General features: G+C 36.2%; 20 protein-coding genes and 1 riboswitch. Of the genes, 11 read left to right on the top strand and 9 right to left on the bottom strand.

Annotated elements, in window-relative coordinates; all coding sequences use genetic code 11:
* Complete coding sequence (locus tag C1634_RS25960; RefSeq protein ID WP_153816340.1) at positions 1-144, bottom strand: bacteriocin-like protein; 144 nt, start codon at positions 142-144, stop codon at positions 1-3.
* A gap of 289 nt (positions 145-433) precedes the next feature.
* Between C1634_RS25960 and C1634_RS08535 the strand changes: the two genes are divergently transcribed.
* The 7 genes from C1634_RS08535 (at position 434) to C1634_RS26510 (ending at position 5254) form a co-directional block, all read left to right on the top strand.
* Entirely contained in the window at positions 434-1309 is an 876-nt protein-coding gene (locus C1634_RS08535) for an alpha/beta fold hydrolase (protein ID WP_103233484.1), read from the top strand.
* Between the two features lie 20 nt (positions 1310-1329).
* Positions 1330-1698: a VOC family protein gene (locus tag C1634_RS08540; RefSeq protein WP_103233485.1), complete on the top strand. Its 369-nt coding sequence runs from the start codon at positions 1330-1332 to the stop codon at positions 1696-1698.
* A gap of 181 nt (positions 1699-1879) precedes the next feature.
* The gene (locus tag C1634_RS08545; RefSeq protein ID WP_109738230.1) at positions 1880-2422 is read left to right on the top strand and encodes a hypothetical protein; all 543 of its coding nucleotides are present in this window, start codon (positions 1880-1882) and stop codon (positions 2420-2422) included.
* 225 nt (positions 2423-2647) lie between these two features.
* Complete coding sequence (locus C1634_RS08550; RefSeq protein ID WP_103235269.1) at positions 2648-3388, top strand: hypothetical protein; 741 nt, start codon at positions 2648-2650, stop codon at positions 3386-3388.
* A 69-nt stretch (positions 3389-3457) separates the two neighbouring features.
* Positions 3458-4480 carry a sensor histidine kinase gene (locus tag C1634_RS08555; RefSeq protein ID WP_103235268.1) on the top strand — a complete coding sequence of 341 codons (1023 nt, stop codon included), beginning with the start codon at positions 3458-3460 and terminating at the stop codon, positions 4478-4480.
* A gap of 5 nt (positions 4481-4485) precedes the next feature.
* The gene (locus C1634_RS08560) at positions 4486-5139 is read left to right on the top strand and encodes a LytR/AlgR family response regulator transcription factor (protein ID WP_109738231.1); all 654 of its coding nucleotides are present in this window, start codon (positions 4486-4488) and stop codon (positions 5137-5139) included.
* Complete coding sequence (locus C1634_RS26510; RefSeq protein WP_103235266.1) at positions 5066-5254, top strand: LytTR family transcriptional regulator DNA-binding domain-containing protein; 189 nt, start codon at positions 5066-5068, stop codon at positions 5252-5254. Before C1634_RS08560 ends, C1634_RS26510 begins: the two co-directional genes overlap by 74 nt.
* 47 nt (positions 5255-5301) lie before the next feature.
* Here the strand turns inward: C1634_RS26510 and C1634_RS08570 are convergent, their stop codons facing one another.
* The gene (locus C1634_RS08570) at positions 5302-5763 is read right to left on the bottom strand and encodes an Lrp/AsnC family transcriptional regulator (protein WP_089690995.1); all 462 of its coding nucleotides are present in this window, start codon (positions 5761-5763) and stop codon (positions 5302-5304) included.
* Between the two features lie 195 nt (positions 5764-5958).
* A riboswitch (cobalamin riboswitch) is annotated at positions 5959-6143 on the top strand.
* 176 nt (positions 6144-6319) lie between these two features.
* On the opposite strand from C1634_RS08570, the gene metE reads away from it, so the two are divergent.
* Positions 6320-8623 carry a 5-methyltetrahydropteroyltriglutamate--homocysteine S-methyltransferase gene (gene metE, locus C1634_RS08575; RefSeq protein WP_109738232.1) on the top strand — a complete coding sequence of 768 codons (2304 nt, stop codon included), beginning with the start codon at positions 6320-6322 and terminating at the stop codon, positions 8621-8623.
* Between the two features lie 210 nt (positions 8624-8833).
* Entirely contained in the window at positions 8834-9544 is a 711-nt protein-coding gene (locus C1634_RS08580) for a hypothetical protein (RefSeq protein ID WP_109738233.1), read from the top strand.
* A 1-nt stretch (position 9545) separates the two neighbouring features.
* Here C1634_RS08580 and C1634_RS08585 read toward each other — a convergent pair whose 3' ends face one another.
* Together C1634_RS08585 and C1634_RS08590 are read right to left on the bottom strand one after the other, a co-directional pair.
* Entirely contained in the window at positions 9546-10343 is a 798-nt protein-coding gene (locus C1634_RS08585; protein WP_103234725.1) for a helix-turn-helix domain-containing protein, read from the bottom strand.
* A 116-nt stretch (positions 10344-10459) separates the two neighbouring features.
* Positions 10460-11875: an aldehyde dehydrogenase family protein gene (locus C1634_RS08590; RefSeq protein ID WP_103234724.1), complete on the bottom strand. Its 1416-nt coding sequence runs from the start codon at positions 11873-11875 to the stop codon at positions 10460-10462.
* A 526-nt stretch (positions 11876-12401) separates the two neighbouring features.
* Between C1634_RS08590 and C1634_RS08595 the strand changes: the two genes are divergently transcribed.
* Entirely contained in the window at positions 12402-13043 is a 642-nt protein-coding gene (locus tag C1634_RS08595) for a DUF1062 domain-containing protein (protein ID WP_109738234.1), read from the top strand.
* 49 nt (positions 13044-13092) lie between these two features.
* On the opposite strand, the gene C1634_RS08600 is transcribed toward C1634_RS08595, so the two are convergent.
* The 5 genes from C1634_RS08600 to C1634_RS08620 all read right to left on the bottom strand — a co-directional run bounded on the left by C1634_RS08600 (position 13093) and on the right by C1634_RS08620 (position 18261).
* Positions 13093-14331 carry an RNA polymerase sigma factor gene (locus C1634_RS08600; RefSeq protein ID WP_109738235.1) on the bottom strand — a complete coding sequence of 413 codons (1239 nt, stop codon included), beginning with the start codon at positions 14329-14331 and terminating at the stop codon, positions 13093-13095.
* Between the two features lie 161 nt (positions 14332-14492).
* Entirely contained in the window at positions 14493-15404 is a 912-nt protein-coding gene (locus C1634_RS08605) for a PhzF family isomerase (protein ID WP_103233261.1), read from the bottom strand.
* A gap of 59 nt (positions 15405-15463) precedes the next feature.
* Positions 15464-16219 (bottom strand): LytR/AlgR family response regulator transcription factor, encoded by a 756-nt coding sequence (locus tag C1634_RS08610; RefSeq protein ID WP_103233260.1) that lies wholly within the window; start codon positions 16217-16219, stop codon positions 15464-15466.
* Positions 16216-17283 (bottom strand): sensor histidine kinase, encoded by a 1068-nt coding sequence (locus tag C1634_RS08615; protein ID WP_103233259.1) that lies wholly within the window; start codon positions 17281-17283, stop codon positions 16216-16218. The genes C1634_RS08610 and C1634_RS08615 overlap by 4 nt, the downstream gene beginning before the upstream one ends.
* Positions 17284-17352: 69 nt before the next feature.
* On the bottom strand, positions 17353-18261 hold the full coding sequence (locus C1634_RS08620) for a DUF6268 family outer membrane beta-barrel protein (protein WP_103233258.1): 909 nt from the start codon (positions 18259-18261) through the stop codon (positions 17353-17355).
* Positions 18262-18358: 97 nt separating this feature from the next.
* Between C1634_RS08620 and C1634_RS08625 the strand changes: the two genes are divergently transcribed.
* Positions 18359-19486, top strand: a complete 1128-nt coding sequence (locus tag C1634_RS08625; RefSeq protein WP_165835291.1) for a helix-turn-helix domain-containing protein — start codon at positions 18359-18361, stop codon at positions 19484-19486.
* The last annotated feature ends 86 nt before the right edge of the window (positions 19487-19572 follow it).

The following is a 19572-nucleotide window of genomic DNA, read 5'->3' on the forward strand; positions in this document are numbered from 1 at the left end:
TTAAGGTTGATTTCCACCGCCACATCCATCATAGGGCATGCATTGCCATTTTCCGCTGATTAAACATAACTGACCCCCTCTGCAATCAATACCACCCTTAATTGTTTTCAATTCCTGTCTTTCGATTTTTTTTAAATTTTTCATAATATTGAGGTTTAGTGATGTTCGAAATTAATCAATTTTTGGTAACTAAAATGAAAATATATTGAAAATATTTATCTTTAATTGATTTATTTATGTGGTATTTCGTGATAATCCTTCTGTAATCAGACAAAAATGTAATCTATGTAAAGCACGAAATACTTTTCTAAACAGAATCCACAAATAATTCATCTCATCCAGATAAAATCTTGTCCTGTGACAAGTGAGTTTTCATCATGACTTGGTAATTTTGATTAAAAGTTTTTAACTAACCTCAAATCTCAATAATAGTATGAAAAATGTATTCAAATTTTATGATCTGTTGAAAACAATACTGGTTATTACAACCATTATGTGTACAACATCACAGTTATATGGACAGAAAATAAAACCTTCTGAGAGTGGCTATGCGCCTGTTAATGGCATTAAAGTGTATTATGAAGTGTATGGAAAAGGTGTGCCCATTGTATTGCTGCATGGTGCCTTTATGACCATTGATATGAATTGGGGAGAATTGATTCCTGAGCTCTCAAAAAATAGGAAAGTAATCGCTATTGAGCTGCAGGGACATGGACATACCCCATTTTCAGAACGAAAATTATCGCATACCACGTTAGCAAGTGATGTAGCAGGGGTGATGGATTATCTGAAAGTTGATAAAGCAGATGTCGTAGGATATAGTTTTGGTGGATCCATTGCTTACCAGTTTGCTATACAAGATGCTAAAAGACTAAATAAGCTGGTGATTATTTCAGCAACCTATAAAAGTAGTGGCTGGATACCTGAAGTAAGTAATGCTTTTAAAACAATGAAGCCTGCCCTTTTTATGAACAGTCCTCTACAAACCGGATATGAGGCAGTAGCCCCTGATAAGACAAAATGGGCAAAATTCTTAGAGCAGATGATAGCCACAGCTCAACAGCCATTTGATCTGGGAGATTCTAATATTTCTAAAATTTCAGCACCTGTTTTAATTATATCCGGAGACAATGATGGACTGGATAAAATTGAGCTTGCAAAAACCTATAAATTATTAGGCGGTGGCATTGCTGCTGATATGGGCGCTATGCCTGCATCTCAGTTGGCCATTGTTCCTGGCCAAAGCCATGTCAGCCTGATGATGCAGACCACAACGATTCTGAATTATCTGAATGGCTTTTTAAAATAGCCTGATAAATAAATCGTATTATGAATACAAAATTTGAAGCGGGAATCAATATCGCCATAAAAATTCCCAAAAATAAGTATGAGAAAACAGTTGCTTTTTACAGAGATATTTTAAAGTTTGAAGTTGAGGAAAAACCGATTAATAATCCCACGATTTCCAGAACCCATGAATTGAAATTTGGGAATACCATTCTTTGGTTAGATTGTGTGGACAACTACACCCATTCCGAAACCTGGTTACAGCTTACAGTTCCTGATATAGAAGTAGCAACACAATATTTACAGTCAAATGGTATAGAAATCTGTGACGAAATTGAAAAACTTCCTGAAAATATGCATTGGATTACAGATCCGGCAGGTACGGTATTCAATGTACAGGAAAGGGAATAAAGAATCAGGTCCTCAATTGAAGGAATTTATGTATTGAATTCTATTTTTGAAACAACAAAAGGCATAGTAGGAGGCTTAGACTTTATTGTGGTTAAAAGATTAATAAAAATTTTATAGAGGCAAATAATGTAATTTTAATACCTTTAGCCATCCAATCATTACAATTATTAAAAGAGTTCTAATGCAGACAAAACCATCCACTTTAATTCTGACAATCTTTTTTCAACTAGTAAGTATAACTGCTTTTTCACAGAAAACAGCGGCCTTAAACTCTTTATTAGACAAAAATTCTGAATTTATTTTCCCGCAAACCATCGATAAAATTTCAAAAGCTTTGAATGTAAAAACAGTGTTCTATGAAGATGCCAATGAAGAAAAGTATGCGAAATGGCCTACAAAGATAGGATTGGAGCTTTATTGCAGCCTGGGAAAAGAGAATACAGTGAATGAAATGTTTTTTACGATTTCAGACAACAAACATTTGATCGTAGAAGGACTGCCTTTTGGTCTTACCTTGAACAAAAGTACCTTGCAGGATAGTAAAGTTAAATTGAGTAAATACAATCCGAAGACTCAGAAGCTTGATGCTGGCAGTGAATTTCCTGGCGGTTCAAAACTGATTTTTAAGAAAGGAAAACATTATGCAACCTTACTTTTTGACAGTAAAAATCTCTTAAAATCATTAGGGCTTACAACAGAGCTTATTGATCCGGCTGCGAATTAATGAGCCTAAAAAAGCTGAAAAATAATAGAAAATCCGTCATAGAGTGGCGGATTTTTTTATGGGGTGAATTGATGCTGGTTACAGAAAGGGAGTCACTGTATGTTCATCTGTAAAAATCTTCCGTTTATTTCTTTATTTCCTTAGTCCATTGTTTTCGGTTTGAATAAGAGCCATGGTTCTAATAGTTTTGACCTATCAAAATAGAAACAGTTAATACTATAATAAATGAACAGGGAATTAATTTTTTTAAGAACATTTGCTTTCGCAGCAGTCATTGGAATCGTTTTTTTAACAGCTTCGGCATTCAAAACAGATGGGAATCAGAAATTTACTGAAATAGATGTTGAAAGAATCAATATTGTTGAAAAAGACGGTACTGTAAAAATGATTATTACCAATGTCGGGAAATTTCCTAACGGAGAAGAGAAGATCAATGGAAGTCCTACCAATAAAACAAGAAAGAAACGGTCTGGGATGCTTTTCTTCAATGAAGACGGGATTGAATGTGGTGGTTTTATCTATGACGGGCAGAAAAATAAGAACGGGCACAGTTCCGGACTATCGCTTACCTATGATCAGTACGACGGAGATCAGGTGATGCAGCTGCTGACTCAGGATTACAGAAAAGGAGATAAAAGAATAGTTTCCAGTGGACTTTATTTCAATGATCGTCCATCAAAAGAATCACAAATCAAAACCGGAGAGATCATGGCAGAGCTGGATCTGCTGAAAGATCCGGAAGCGGTACAGAAAAAATATAAAGAATATGAACAGCAGGGGCTGATTGGAGGGGCTCCACGCATGTTGCTTGGGAAAACTAAAGATGAAAATAACGGACTGTTTTTATTTGACAGCAAAGGGCAGCCAAGAGCCAGGTTTTGTGTGGATAAAAATAATGAAGCCAAGCTGGACTTTTTAGATGCTAAAGGGAATATTACTGCCTCGTTTCCCGAAAAGAAAAAATAATAATACAAAGAAATAGCTCTGTAAAAATATAGGGCTATTTTTGTGAAAAAATGACCACTCATAAAGCTGATGAAAACTATTTTAAAACAGATTAATCAGAACAGATATTTCCTTCTGTTTGTACTTTTGTTTGCCTATCTGCAATCTATTCATATCCGTATAATTATAAGAAGGACATTAGATGCATATATCTTTACTCCGGAAGCTGCTGTTGCCACTTTTATCAGTGCCTGTATTCTTTTTTTTGTTATGGATTTTTTCATTAAGAATTGGAAGAAATCATCAACATTCAGTATTGCGGATATTCTTAAAATATTCAGTTCTTCCCTTTTAACCTACCTGTTGGTGATAAAAATAATAGGTTTTATGATTTCATTGGCCTTTGGGGCTGTTGAGAAAAATTTCAACAAAGAAGTAGCTATCCTCTCTACTTTTTCAGATCTCATTGGTGGCTTTATATACGGGAGTTTTTTCCTGGCTTATCGCTATTATAAAAAGAATACAGCCTATCAGAAACAGCTGGCTCTTTATCATCAGGCATTGTCTGACAGTAAAATTAATCAGCTGAAGGCACAGCTTAATCCTCATTTTTTGTTCAATAATCTCAATATTCTGGATCAACTCATTGAAGAGGATAAACAAAAAGCTTCTGATTTTTTGAACGAATTTGCTGAAATATACCGCTATGTTCTGGATGTTTCGGATAAAAAAATAATTTCAGTGGAAGAAGAATTGGCTTTTGCAGAAAAATATTTTAAACTGATACAGTACAAATATGGAAATGTTTATTCTTTGAAAGTGAATCATAATGGGTCTTCAGGGAATATTATTCCGCTTTCACTGCAATTGCTGCTGGAAAATGCCGTTCAGCATAATATTGGAACCTTTGTCAATCCTGTTTTGATTATAATAGATCTGAATCATAAAATAACTGTTTCTAATAACAGGCTTCCCAAGAGAAACAGTAAGAAAACTTCTGGAAGAGCATTGAATAATCTTATAGAACAGTATGCGCTGTTAACAGATCAGCAGGTAGAGATTTTAAAAACAGAAAATGAATTTTCAGTAATCATTCCTATAATTCCAGCATAAGAAATATGATAAAAGTGGTAATCATCGAAGACGAAATCCCGGCCAGAAACAAATTGAAACGTTTCATCAGTGAGCTCGACGAATCGATTGAAATTGTTGCAGAAATTGACAAAGTAGAAGAAGCCATCGCTTTTTTTAAAAATTCAAATGTAGATCTGATCTTTTCTGATATTGAATTATTGGATGGAAATGCCTTTGAAATCTATAATCAGGTGGATGTTTCCAGCCCGATTATCTTTACTACGGCCTATGATCAGTTCTTGATGAATGCCTTTGAGAGTAATGGAATAGAATATCTTTTAAAACCATTTTCACAGGATCGTTTCCAAAAAGCCTGGAACAAATTTCTGTTACTGAAAAGCACAGCATCTGAACAGCAGGATGTTTTAGTAAAACTTCAGCAAATGCTTAATAACAATCATCCCGGAAAAAACTATAAAAAGAGATTTACAATCAGTTCACATCAGGGAATTTATTTTATAAATACTGAAGATATTGCTTTCTTTGAAGCAGAGGAAGGAATTGTTTTTGCCGTTGACACCGCCGGAAAGAAAAATCTGCTGAATGAGTCAACGTTAAAAGAAATTGAAAAAACAGCTGGATCCTTTAGCCTTTTTCAGGATCAACAGAAGCGAACTTGTTCAAAAAAAACATATTGAAAGAATAGAACGCTACAACAAAAACAGCCTCTCCATCAAAATAAAAGGATACAAAGACCATCTTATTACCAGCCAAAGCAATACCTCTTCCTTCAGAAAGTGGATAGAAGAATAGGGGATGAAATCTTTTTTAGAGTCAAAATTTTTCAACTCCTTATCAAATCATATGGTCAGTCCATGATTGTTTTTCACCTCAGCCATGACAAAAGTACTGTGAGTACTTCCGATGGAATCTACAGAGCCTAACTTGTTAAATACAAAATCCTGATAATGTTTCATATCTCTGACCTGTACTTTCAGAAGAAAGTCAAAATCTCCGGAAATATTATAGCACTCAGCAACTTCCTCAATTTCTAAAATTTCTTTTACAAAATCATAGCCTACAGACCTGTCGTGAATTTTTAGTTTGATCTGACAGAAAACGGTAAACCCACGGTTGAGCTTTTCAGCATCAAGAACAGCAGCATATCTTTTTACAAATCCGTCCTGTTCCAGTCTTTTTACCCTTTCAAAAACCGGCGAAGTAGAAAGGTTTACTTCTTTTGCAAGTTCTTTTACGGTCAGTTTTGCATTTTTCTGGAGCAGCCTGAGCAGCTGTACATCCTTATCATCGAGTTGTTCCACAGAATATTATTCTTTTATAGTATTAAAACAGTCAAATTTACAGAATTATATGCTTTAATTTTATTTTTTAAAAGATTAATTTGCTTAATTAATTTACTTTGATTGTGTTTTTATTCTGTATTATTAATTTTACACAAAATTAAAAACTTTTAATGATGGCAATTGTTATCAATAAAAGTACAGTTCTTTAAAGATACTTCATCAAACAGGAAAGGTTTTACTTAAGGTAAATTAATAGGGAATCGTGTGAGAATCATGAGCTGTCGCGCAACTGTAAGTAATACACCAAAGGTTTCTGTCCTTGCATATCCACTGCCAAAGCGGGAAGGATGACAGAAACTGTTACAAGTCAGGAGACCTGCCTTTACTGAATTGACAATGCTTTCGCGGTCTGAAGCTTTTGGGTCATACAGATGATATATCGGATAATGCATTTTTTCGTGTGAGAAAAATTGTACCGTTCGCTATATTACTGTTTTCCAAAAACTCTTTACCCAAAGCATTATGAAACATTTTAAAGGGCTTTATCATTAAGTTTAATTAAAAAGTTTAAAAAATGCAAACTCACATTCTGGGCTATCCGCGTATTGGTAGCAAAAGAGAACTCAAAAAAGCCTGCGAGCAATATTGGTCAGGTAAAATTCTTCTGGAAGAACTTCTGAATACAGGCAGAACTATCTGTAACCAAAACTGGAATATTCAGAAAGAAGCAGGAATTGATCTTATTCCGTGCAATGATTTCTCATATTATGATCAGGTATTGGATATGAGCCTTGTAGTAGGAGCAATCCCGGCACGTTATCATGAAGTGGTGCTGAAAAATAATAATTCTGAACTGGATCTTTATTTTGCCATGGCAAGAGGATATCAGAAAGAAGGATTGGATATCACAGCAATGGAAATGACCAAGTGGTTTGACACCAATTATCACTATATCGTTCCCGAATTTTATAAAAACCAACAGTTTAAGCTGAGCTCGGATAAAATTTTCAATGAATTTGCAGGAGCAAAACAGGCGGGAATCAACGCAAAGCCAGTTATCATCGGACTTGTTTCTTATCTTCTTTTAGGAAAAGAAAAAGAAGAAGGATTTGATAAACTGGATCTGGCTGGAAATCTTCTTTCCGTATACACAGAGATCTTAACAAAACTTCAGGAGCATGGCGCTGAATGGATTCAGTTTGACGAACCTTTTCTGGCGTTGGATTTAACGGAGAAAGCGAAAGAAACTTATCATTTTGTTTATTCTGAAATAAGAAAACGTTTCCCGAAACTGAAATTTATTGTAGCTGCATATTTTGACGGATTGAAAGATAATGTATCGCTTGCCGCTTCACTTCCTGTGGAGGTACTGCATATTGATCTTGTAAGAAATCCTGAGCAGTTGGATGATATTCTGAATGCTATTCCGGAAAGTTTAAGCCTTTCATTAGGAGTGGTTGATGGAAGAAATATCTGGAAAAATGACTATGAAAAGTCATTGTCCTTCATCAAAAAAGCTGTTGAAAAATTAGGATCTGAAAGGGTTTTAATTGCTCCATCTTGTTCATTGCTTCATTCACCTTGCGATCTGGATTTTGAAACCAACCTGAATGCTGAGATTAAAAACTGGCTGGCTTTCGCCAAACAGAAAGTAGAAGAAGTCGTAACGCTTAAAGAGCTGGCTTCCGGAACAGAAAATGAACAGATTCTTGCAATATTTGAAGACAATAAAAAAGCAATTGCAAGCAGAAGAACGTCATCTCTTATCCATAATGATAAAGTGAAGCAAAGAGCCCATGCTGTCACTGAAAAGGATGCTCAAAGGATAAATACATTCAAAATCCGTAAAGAAGAACAGCAAAAAGAATTAAAGCTTCCGTTATTCCCAACCACAACAATCGGATCATTTCCTCAGACCACAGAAGTAAGAAGCTGGAGAGCAAAGTTCAAAAAAGGAGAGCTGACAGCAGAACAATATGATGCTCTACTGAAAGAAGAAACCCAAAGAACGATTCGCTGGCAGGAAGAAATCGGAATTGATGTGCTGGTACACGGAGAATTTGAGCGCAATGATATGGTTGAATATTTCGGAGAACAGCTGGAAGGATTTGTATTTACTAAAAATGGATGGGTACAGAGCTACGGAAGCCGTTGTGTAAAGCCTCCTGTGATTTTTGGAGATGTTTCCCGCCCGACTCCTATGACGGTATATTGGTCTCAATATGCGCAATCTCAGACTGAAAAATGGGTGAAAGGAATGCTTACCGGTCCTGTTACGATTTTACAATGGTCATTTGTACGGGATGATCAGCCTCGCTCGGAAACATGTAAACAAATTGCTTTGGCGATCCGTGATGAGGTGGTAGATCTTGAAAAAGCAGGAATCAGAATTATTCAGATTGATGAACCTGCGATAAGAGAAGGGCTTCCGTTAAGAAAAACCGACTGGCAAGACTATCTGAAATGGGCTGTGGAAGCTTTCAGAATTTCAGCAAGCGGAGTAGAAGATGCCACACAGATCCATACCCATATGTGCTATTCAGAGTTCAATGATATTATTGAAAACATTGCCGATATGGATGCCGACGTGATTACCATAGAATGTTCCCGTTCTCAGATGGAACTGTTGAATGCCTTTGCAGACTTCAAATATCCAAATGAAATTGGTCCTGGCGTGTATGATATTCACTCACCAAGAGTTCCTTCAAAAGAAGAAATGATTGAGCTGTTGAGAAAAGCCCAGAATGTAATTCCTGCCAATCAGCTTTGGGTAAATCCGGACTGCGGACTGAAGACCAGACACTGGGAGGAAACAGAAAAAGCTTTAATAGCAATGGTAGCAGCTGCTAAAGAAGCATCAGTAGAATATGCACTTTAAAAAAACTTTCAAATAATTAGATTCAACAATTCAGATCGTGTTATGATTTTCATAGCACGATTTGTCTTTTTAAATCCCTAAAACATTGATGAATTCTAATATTGGTTATTCATTTATATAGTATATTTTTGCACTTCGACATTTTTAAAAGAATATTTTTTTATTTAAAAATTGTTGACAATTGATAACCAGTTAACTATAAATAAACCCATGAAAGAATCATTTCCTGAAATGAGATCGGAAACCTACAGCCCTGAATATACGGCCAGACTGAGGTGGAGTATCGTCATTCTTTTTGCAGTAATCGCTGTTATTTTACTCATATTTTTTATTGAGGCTGTTTCAGCATCTTCTCCGGATACTTCTGCTACAATGATTTTTCTTTTTCTCTTTCTTATTACAGGGGCGCTATCAGGTTGGCTGGCTTATGAAATCACCAGAAATAAAGATAAGAAAATCAGTGGTATGCTGATCAACCATCAGGGAATTCTATTTCTTAACAGGAATGACAAAGTTCTTTCAGAAATTAGATATCAGGATTTGGTCAAAAGCCAGGATCCTTATACAAAAGATATCTATTCTGAAGCTGCTTCCAATGGAAAATACAGTAGCTTCAGAAAGAATCTGTATGTTCATGAAAAAGATGAAAACAGAAAATCCAGAAAGAAGCTTATCAATCTGGATGTAATTACCCTTAAAAACCGATATGACCTTATCGGGCATTTTCTGAAAGGTATACAAACTTTCCGCCCTGATCTGAAGATTGATACAGAGGTTTACACGGATTTTTATCTTGATAAAAAAACATTGCGTTATGCTCCTGAAAATCTTAAAAGCGATATGAAAGTAAAAATCATTACAATAGCAGTTATGATCCTGGTTATCCTCGCTTTCAGGTATATTTTTCTAGATGAAGTTTAAGTTATTTTGCCTGTAATGAGCTTGGAGAAAATCCAAACTGTTTTTTAAAGGCAAAAGAAAAGTGAGATAAATTTTCAAATCCAAGATCAAGATAGATGTCAGAAACCGATCTTCCTTTTTGGGTAAGCAGAAAATGAGCCTCCCGCAATCTTCTGAGCTGCAGCCACTGCCTTGGAGGGAGCCCAAATATTTTCTGAAAATCTCTTTTAAAGGAAGACAAGCTTCTCCCTGTTAAATAAGCAAAACGTTCTACATTAACATTGAAATGAAAATTCTTGTTCATAAAAGCTTCAATGTCAATTTTATAAGGTTCCGAAAAATCAAATAAAATATCCTTAAGACCTGGATCATAGTTCAGCAGAAGCAGTAAAGCTTCTTTCTGTTTGAGACGCAGAATTTCTTCGGAAGCAGTAAGATCTTCATAGGCCAATAATGAGTACATAAAAGAAGTTAATGCTTTTTGATCCGGTTTTATAAAGGCTGGAATATTGTCTTTCTTCTCTGCCTGATATCCATATTCACGGCTGAAGTCATGCAGCATAGCATCATCAAAATAGATCGAAACGGTTTTGATTTCACCATTTTTAGGAGGATATTTTGCAAATTTCAATAAGCTGTTTTTCCTCGCAGAATAGAGTTCTCCTTCCTTGAATATGGTTTTGTTAATACCGTCATTCAACTCCATTTCTCCGGAAATAAGCAGCCCAAGACTGTGAATCTGCGCAAACTGTTCTCCTTCTCTGAATTCTGAAAAGTGACAGGAGTAATTGATAGGAAAGGGAATGTTATTTTCGCTCATGGCTCAGAGGGTTATTTTTTGATCGATTCTTTTTCAAACTTACAAAACTTTTTTAGGATCATAGAATCTTCACAGCAGAATGATCCTGGGAACATTGTGCTGTGAAGAATTTCATATTACACCAGAATAGCTTTTGGTTCCAGATAGGCTTCTAAGCCGAAGACCCCAAACTCACGGCCAATTCCGCTTTGTTTAAAGCCACCGAAAGGCGCAAAAGGATCATGTGAAAATCCATTTATACAGATTCTTCCTGCATCAATTTGCGCCGCAACACGTTCCGCGTGTTCTTGATCCGCTGAGCTGATGTAAGCTGCCAGACCATAAGTGGTATCATTGGCAATCGCAATCGCTTCCTCTTCGTTGGCATAAGGAATAATAGACAATACAGGTCCGAAAATCTCCTCCTGCGCAATACGCATATCATTACGAACATTAGTAAAAATGGTAGCCTTTACAAAATTTCCGTTTTCAAGGCCTTCCGGTTTGCCTTCTCCCCCCGCAAGCAGCGTAGCGCCTTCTTCCTGTCCCAGACGAATATAACTTTGTACTCTTTCAAATTGCTTGGTACTTACCATAGGCCCGACAAGAGTGTCTTCTTCATTAGGGTTTCCTACTTTTACCTGTCCTGCAGCTTTTTTCGCCAGTTCGTTCACTTCATTTAGCTTGTTTTGAGGAACAAGCAGACGGGTAGGGGCGATACATGCCTGCCCGTTGTTCATATAAGCTCCGAAAACAGCCATAGGAATAGCTTTATCGAGATCGGCATCTTCAAGGATGATGTTAGGAGACTTTCCGCCAAGTTCTAAGGTTACTCTTTTCATCGTATCTACAGCACCTTTAGCAATTGCTTTTCCTGTTAATGTAGATCCGGTAAAAGAGATTTTAGCAATGTCCGGATGCTGGGTGATTTCAGCTCCTACAACATTTCCTAATCCGTTTACAATATTGAATACGCCTTCCGGTAAACCTGCTTCATGAAAACATTCCGTAATCAGCTGGGTTTGTGCCGCACTCATTTCACTGGGTTTGATAACGGTGGTACATCCTGCAGCAATAGCAGTGGCAAGCTTGCTGCAGATGAAGCTGTTGCTGGCATTCCATGGAGTAATGATTCCCACGACTCCCAGAGATTCAAAACGGACTTTAGAATGTCCGACTGTTTTTTCAAAGTCATAAGATTCCAGCGTAGTAATGGTTGTTGTGAAGGCTGAAATTGCATTTTGAACGCTCATTCTGCAGAATTGCAATGTTCCTCCATATTCATTCACCATCGCAGAAACCAGTTCATCCTCCCGTTTGCTCACAGCTTCATGAAGCTTTTTAAGAATACTGATGCGTTCTTCTTTTGTTGTCTTTGAAAATGTTTTGAATGCTTTCTTCGCTGCAGCGATGGCCATTCGGGTATCTTCTTCATTTCCCAGAACTACTTCTCCGGTTTTTTGATTGGTTGTAGGATTTATAAGGTCAAATGTTTCTGTTCCATTCGGTGTAACAAATTCACCGTTGATGTAAATTGTATTAATCTGTTTCATTTTGATGATTTTAATACCACAAAGTTCGTCAGAAACAGAAAAGATGGGTTTGCTGTATGGCTCAAATTTTATTTGTTGTATGGTTCATTTTTAAAATGTTAATTGGTTTAAAAAATACAATCGGATAATCTCGTTTTTTTAATAAAAATTTAAAAACACCCTATTCTTCGATAAAATTGACTATTTTTATCATAACCAAGTAAATAACTCGTTTTGAGAACAACTCTTAAACTTATTATCGCTTAGTATCAGTCTCAGTAACCACAGGCTGATCGTTCTTTCGTTTGGGTAATTCTACCCGAACAGGTTTTCATTTCATCATATTATGTATTGCATTGCCTGTAAAGGGCAGCTGTATCTGCTATTTCGGTTTTCACAATTACTATTGATCAAAGACTGAAATAGATGGCAAACTATACCTTAAGAATACTCTTTGGGGTAAGTGCCAGATACGTACCCACTTTCTTGTAATGCTTGAATAGTATGGAAAAAATCCAATAAAGAATACTAAGCACGATTATAAGTAATGAGTACACACTATACATGGGAAGTACAAGCGAAAAATACTCCCTTACTCAAAAAGAAATGCAGTCATTGTAACAGCGAAAGATTTTATTGCAGTGATAAATTCAGATTGAATGCTCAAAAAAAGAATATTGATATATGGTTAATTTACAGATGTGTAAAATGCAGCAACACCTATAACATGACGGTGTTTTCAAGAATCAGAACGGAATCCATCAGTAAAGAAATATTCAATAAATTTTCAGAAAACAATACGGAAATCGCCTGGGAATATGCTTTCTCACAGGAAATAAGAAGGAAAAATAATGTGGAAGCAGATTTGGAAAGTGTAGAATATGAAATTCTATATCAAACCCTTCCAGTAGAGGGTGCTATCAATATGGACAATGAAATGATTTCGTTTCAAATACAATGTCCTTTTGATTTTAACATAAGAGCTTCAACAGTTATCCGAAAATGTTTAGGTCTTTCATCATCTACATTGAATCTGCTGCTTGACACAGATGCGGTTTATTGTAATGAAAAACCTTTACAAAAGAAATATAAGATTAAAAACGGTGACATTGTTGAGATCAACAGACAAAAACTGATCAATATTTATCCTATTGGGAAAGAAATTGCTAATACTATCAACGACAAATAATTAAAATAAAGCCTCCAAATCAATGATCTGGGGGCTTTTTATTTACATCTTACTTTGATTGCTTTAAAACATTGATCTGTTTCTGCAAAGTCTGTTTTTCTGATTTTGATTGGGTCAGACGGATGGCTTCTTCAAAATGATGAATGGCTTCATCTGTATCGAGCTCAGCATATAAATATCCCAATAATCCATGATAATACTCGTTGTCTGTGAGACTAAGTTTTTCTGCTTCAGTGATTGCTTTCTTATTTCCATAGACTTTGGAAAAAGCAAAAGCTCTGTTTAAAGCAGTAATGGGAGAATATTCGAAAATGATAAGCTGATTGTACAGGTTTAAAATATGCTGCCATTTATCTTGACCAGCCGGAGAAGTATGCCAATAAGCGATACCTGCTTCCAGCTGGTATTTAGAAATCGAAGTGCTGTTGGTGTGACAGGCTTCTGTCAGGTAGTAATTGCCTTTTTCAATCAAAGTTTTATCCCATAATGTTTCGTCCTGCTCGTCAAAGAGAACCGCTTCCCCTTTATCATTCGTTCTGGCATCCAACCTTGAACTCTGAAAACACATCAATGCCAGTAATGCATTAGTTTTAGGAGTATTCGTACATGGATGATCAGTAAGAATCAGGGTGAGTCTTATTGCTTCCAGACAGAGATCTTTACGGATTAAAAGATTATTTGTTCTGGAGAAATAGCCTTCATTAAACAGTAAATATAAAGCAGTTAATACCGCTTCCAAACGTTGGTGAATATCCTGTTCGCTTAAAGATTCTATTGCAAAATGATGGGTTCTGAGTGTTTCCCGTCCCCGTTGCAGACGTTTTTTGATGGTTTCCGTTTTGGAAAAAAAGGCATTGGCAATTTCTTCTATACTAAAACCACATAGAATCTGAAGAGCCAGACCTATTTGGGTTTCCTGGGAATTGACAGGATTACAGATCATAAAAATCATTTCCAGCTGGCTGTCGGATATATTTTTGGTGTCAAAGTCTATTGTATAATTTTCATTTTCAAATATTTTCACCCCTTCCTGTTTATTTTTTTCAACAACAGAAAGATGCTTGAAATAATCTTTTGCTTTATTCTTAGCCACGGTGTAAAGCCATGCAGCAGGATTATCTGGAAGTCCATTTATTGCCCAGTATTCTGAAGCTTTCAGAAAAGTTTCGCTGGCAATATCTTCTGCAATTTCGATATGTTTAATATCAAAACTTTTACAAAGTACTGCAACGATTTTGCTGTATTCTGTTCTGAATAAGTGCGGCGTTATTTCATTCGGATTGACCATGGTTTCTCAAAAAGGCTCTATCAAATGTAATTATATTTGCTTTGGATACGCAGAAGCGCAATAAAAAAGGGACCTCCTTCACTTCTCATTTTTTTTGATTTAAGTCAATGACGATTGATTCTCTCTAACGGGGACAACTTTTGTAAATATAATGGGTGGAATTATTTCAGAACCATAGTTGTTCTAAAAACACCTACTGCATTTCCGGTAATACTTATGATATCAGGTTGATTGTCTTTGACGGTTACCCGTACCTTTACTTTACCAATCCTGTTGAGGGTTTCACCTTGTTTTCCCGTGAATTCAAAAATCCCATCTGCAGCCTCTCTGATTTTGTTTTGAATAAGATAACCTCCCAAAGGTCCGTTAGCGTTTCCGGTAACCGGATCTTCAGAAATGCCGATGGCTGGAGCAAACATTCTTCCATTGGTTAAAATATCTTTTTCATCCGTATCAAAAGTAAATACGAAATATCCGTTACATCCGATTTCTTTACTAAGTTTTTCCAAAGCGATAAGATCAGGAGTAAGTTGATTTAAAATCGTACTGCTTTTAATGCCGATCATGACTTTTGAATGCCCTGTTGAAGCGATCTGTACCGGACATTTTTCATCAAGATCATCCATGGTCAACCCCAGAGCCTGTACAATTTTCTGAATGGTTGAAGCATCAAAAACAGGGCTCAGCTCAAAGCTTCCCTGTGTCATTGTGATAAGATAATCATTGCTGTTCCTGTCAATATAAATCGGTAATATTCCGATTTGGGTATTTATTTTAATAGTGCAGGAGTCCAGCTGATCTTCCTGAGCTTTTGCATAGAGTGCGGCAATAGTAGCATGACCGCAGGAAGGAACTTCTGTGGTGGGAGTGAAGTAACGAACATGATAATCAAAATTTTCTTCCCGGGTATCAGGTTTGAAAACAAATGCTGTTTCAGAATTGTTAAGTTCCCGGGCAATCAGCTGCATTTCTTCAGAGGTAAGATTTTCAGCATTTAATACAACTCCTGCGGGATTTCCTTTGAATTTTTCTTTTGTAAAAGAATCTATTTGATAGACGATTACTTCTTTCATGACGGATGATTAAGTTTACTGTAAAAATAAGAAATGAACACGGAGATTAAGCATATTATTTAATCATCATTCAGCCATTCCAGGAAATTCTGAACCCGTACTCTGCTTACAATAATTTCGTGGGGGCATTCTGGTTCAAATTCGATATTCAGTCTACTATTTTCCACCTTTTTAATTCCTTTGATCGCTTTAATATTAGCAATGCAGTTGCGGGAAACCCTGAAAAACAGGTCTTCAATGAGCTGGTCTTCCAATTGGTCCAAAGTATAATTGATAATATACCTCTTATTGTCAAAAGTATGCAGCATCACTACTTTTTCTTCACTGTAGAAATAGGCGATATTTTTGGATTCCACATACAGATATCCTTCACGGGAATGTACCAAATATCTGTTTTTTACTTTTTTCATCAATGATGATTCCACCATACGAATGCCTGTTTCTTTCTGTTCTCTGTCAAAATGCAGGTCTTCCAGCTTTATAAGTGCTCGTTCCAGATCCTCTTCAGAGATAGGTTTCAGTAAATAATCTATACTATTAACTTTAAAAGCCTGAATTGCATATTCATCATAAGCTGTCGTAAAAATAATAGGAACTTCCACCTTGATATGATTGAAGATTTCAAAGCAGCTTCCGTCCGAAAGGCTGATATCCATCAGAATAAAATCAGGGTTATTTTCCTGGAGAAATTCCACAGACTCCAGGACACTTTGAGTTCTTTCCAACAATATATCATTCGGACGGAGTTTATCCATCATTCGTTTCAGTTCAGAAAAAGCCAGACGCTCATCTTCAATGATCAGGTATTTTTTCATTCTACGAAAGGTATTTTAACAATAAACTCATCCTTTTCTTCTATTATTTCCAGTTTTTTGTGATAGCGGTCGTATTGTGCAATCAGAAAAGAGAGACCTATTCCTTCTCCTTTGATGGCATCATTTCGCAAAGATATTTTGTTTCGGAAAGATATGCCGTTCTTATCAGCAGAAATATGGATCATCAGTGGAGTTGCAGCTGAACTTATATTGTGCTTGAAAGCATTTTCCAGCAGGAGCTGAAAGCTGAAAGCCACAATTTTCTGATGTTGCCATTGATCCATTGTTTCGATATCAATAACAAAGCCTTTCTCAAATCTTATTTCCATTAAAAACTGGTATTGGCGGAAGAAATGCATCTCTTCCTGTAGAGTATTCAGTGGTTTTTTACTTACAGAAAGCACCTGTCTGTATACCTGTGACAGAGCTTTGGTGTATTTGTTGGCCTGTTCCTGATTTTCATATATCAGAGAAGACAGTACATTCAGAGAATTGAACAAAAAATGTGGATTTACTTGTGCCCGCAATGCATTATACTGATACATCAGCATATTGTGTTTTGCTTTTTCAGAAGCTTTAAAGGCTTTGCGCTCTGCCTGAAAGTAAAATAATAAATCGAGTACCAGCAGAATAGGCAGATTGGCAGTTATATTAAGAATAAGACCTGTTTTATAAGAAAGAGACTGCTTTATTCCTACATCAAATATCTCTGTAACAATAAAATTGAATGCAAAATATAGCAAAATACACAGCAGAATATTACTTACAAATAATGAAGAAGCATGTCTATACATACTGGTATGCATGGGAGTAATTCCGTTGATTAATTTGATCAAAAGATAATCCAGAAAAGTCATTACCAGTACAATAGGGTATATAAGCACAAACTGCAGCGGAAAATTATCCCACAGGCTGATTTTAGACAGAATACTGCTCTGCATAATGGTATTGAAGAAAAAGATCTGGTATACGGTGTAGATGGAAGTGACAATGAAATAATAAAGAGCAATCACATATTTCCTGTTCTTTGTCTCCTGATCTTTGAAAATTTCAGCAAAATCCATATTTAATATTGTGTTGGTGATAAAAGGTATAATAAGCTGTTCTGTTCATTTTTGTGATACAAGAATAAGTTATTTTCGTTTTCCTGCAAAGTTATATTTAATCCCTGCAGAAATATAAACTGAAGGATCAAAAGTAGCATTTCCCCATTTCAAAAATTGGGAAGGTTCCCGGTCTCTGTATCGGTCTGTACGTCCGAAGTTGGCTCCAAATGTGCCACTGAACGTCCAGTTGTTGATTCGATACTCAGGTTCTATGCCAAGACTTACGAAATGATGATCAAAATATTTCTTCTGTCCGTCAATTTTGGCAAGAGAAAAGAAAAATTTCGGACGGTTTACAATGCGTAAAGCCAGGGTTTCATTAAATCTGTAGCCCACAGAGAATTTGGGAGTATAACTAAACTCAGCATGGTATTCCATTCCCCGTTTTTTTTCGCTATGGTATTGGAAATAAGGCATGGGAATAAGCATTGGCTTATCAAAAGCATTATTTGCGATGAGGGCAACGCCAAGTTTTATCTTAGGGCGGATCTGCCATATCAATGAAGAATAGGCATTTACTACAACCTGATCTATTTCCAGTTTCTGAAGATCGGTATGGGTAGAATATATCCCGGCTGAAACTCCTCCGACAAACATCAGTTTCTCATGTATCGGAGTCATATAAAGTACTCCAAGGTCTGTGGATGCTATTTCTTTAGGCAATGCCTCTGTGGCAACTCCCTCATTGCTGAACGAAGTGTATGAAGCATTCAGCGTTGCTGCCCATATTTTAGGTTGTTGATAAGCAGTCGGCTTTACACTTACCGGAGCGGTTACTGTAAAGGTGGTGGTAAAAGCAGCGCTTTTTCCGTCGGTTTTTTCCCGATTATCATCAATGTATTTTTGCTGTGGCAGATATTCTGATCTGATTTCTATCTGAGCAAAAGCATAAACTGCCTGTGTGAGAGCAGCTATTATAATCCATTTCTTTCTCATATATTTCTTTTTTGAAAGCACAAAGAAACTTTAATATTTGCTTAATTAATTGTTTGTCAGTTTGTTAAATGATGGATTGAAGAAAATGATGGATAGAATGAATTATTCTGATGATGAATTTCTGTATATGATTTTTAGAATCCTGATTATTTGTAGTTTTGTGAATATCATGAAAATAGAGAATATGTCATTCATCAACGATTTAGGCAAAATTATTTTTTTCCTTTTTCTGCTGTTAAGCGCCTTCCTTATTACAGCAAAATCAGAAAGAAAATTACCCAATTATCTATTTGCAGCCTTTCTGTTGATTTCTGTGATTGATCTTTCGGGGTTCTTCCTAACACCGTCTGATAATAAATTGATTAAAGGGTTCAAACTGGGCAGTGTTCTGCTCCAGATGCCTCTCTATTTTCTGTACGTCAATGCTGCCTGTTATTATAACTTTACCCTTCGTACAAAACATCTCCTGCATGCATTACCGTTTTTGTTCTTTTTGTTGTGGTTTAGCATAACAGGAATTTCTGAGCAAAATAATCAGATATTTGATATCGTTTCTACAGTTCAGTATTACTTTTATATCGTTGCTGTATTTCTTGTGCTCAGGACGTTCCGGAAACTGTATCAGGAAAACTACTCAAGCAATCATCACCTTACGTATAAATGGCTGATGCAGACCACTATTCTCTTTTTGATCGGGAGTTTTTTTGTATTGCTGAGGGGTTTTACGAAGACTGATTCTTCTACTTTTATGTATTTATATGCATTTTCATCACTGTTTGTTTTATTTATCATCAGCTGGTTTGTATTAAATGCTTTATACCGTCCCAATCTTTTGGCTGGGATCAATAAGGATCTGATTCCGATACAACAAGTTGATGAGCCTCAAAAAGAGGAACCGGAACAGTTGAAAAATCTCCTGATATTTATGGAAACTGAAAAACCATATCTGGACGATAAGCTTACTTTGCAGAAACTGGCGAAACAGATCGATATTCCGGAAAAGCAATTGTCGGGATTAATCAACCAGCATACGGGTAAACATTTTTTTGACTTTATTAATGAGTTCAGAATTAATAAAGCAAAAGCGATTCTTAAGGATCAGCCTCAGCTTACCGTGCTTGAAGTTCTGTATGAAGTGGGGTTTAATTCCAAATCTTCATTTTATACAGCATTCAAAAAAGAAACAGGGGTTACTCCTACAGATTACAGAAAATCAATTGTTTAAATGGTGTCCGACTTTAAATCGGACTATTTTTATCTGAAAAATCAGTCCGATTTCCGGTAGTCGGATATTTAAATCATTGCAAAATC

This window comes from Chryseobacterium viscerum (assembly GCF_002899945.2).
GTDB classification, from domain to species: domain Bacteria; phylum Bacteroidota; class Bacteroidia; order Flavobacteriales; family Weeksellaceae; genus Chryseobacterium; species Chryseobacterium viscerum.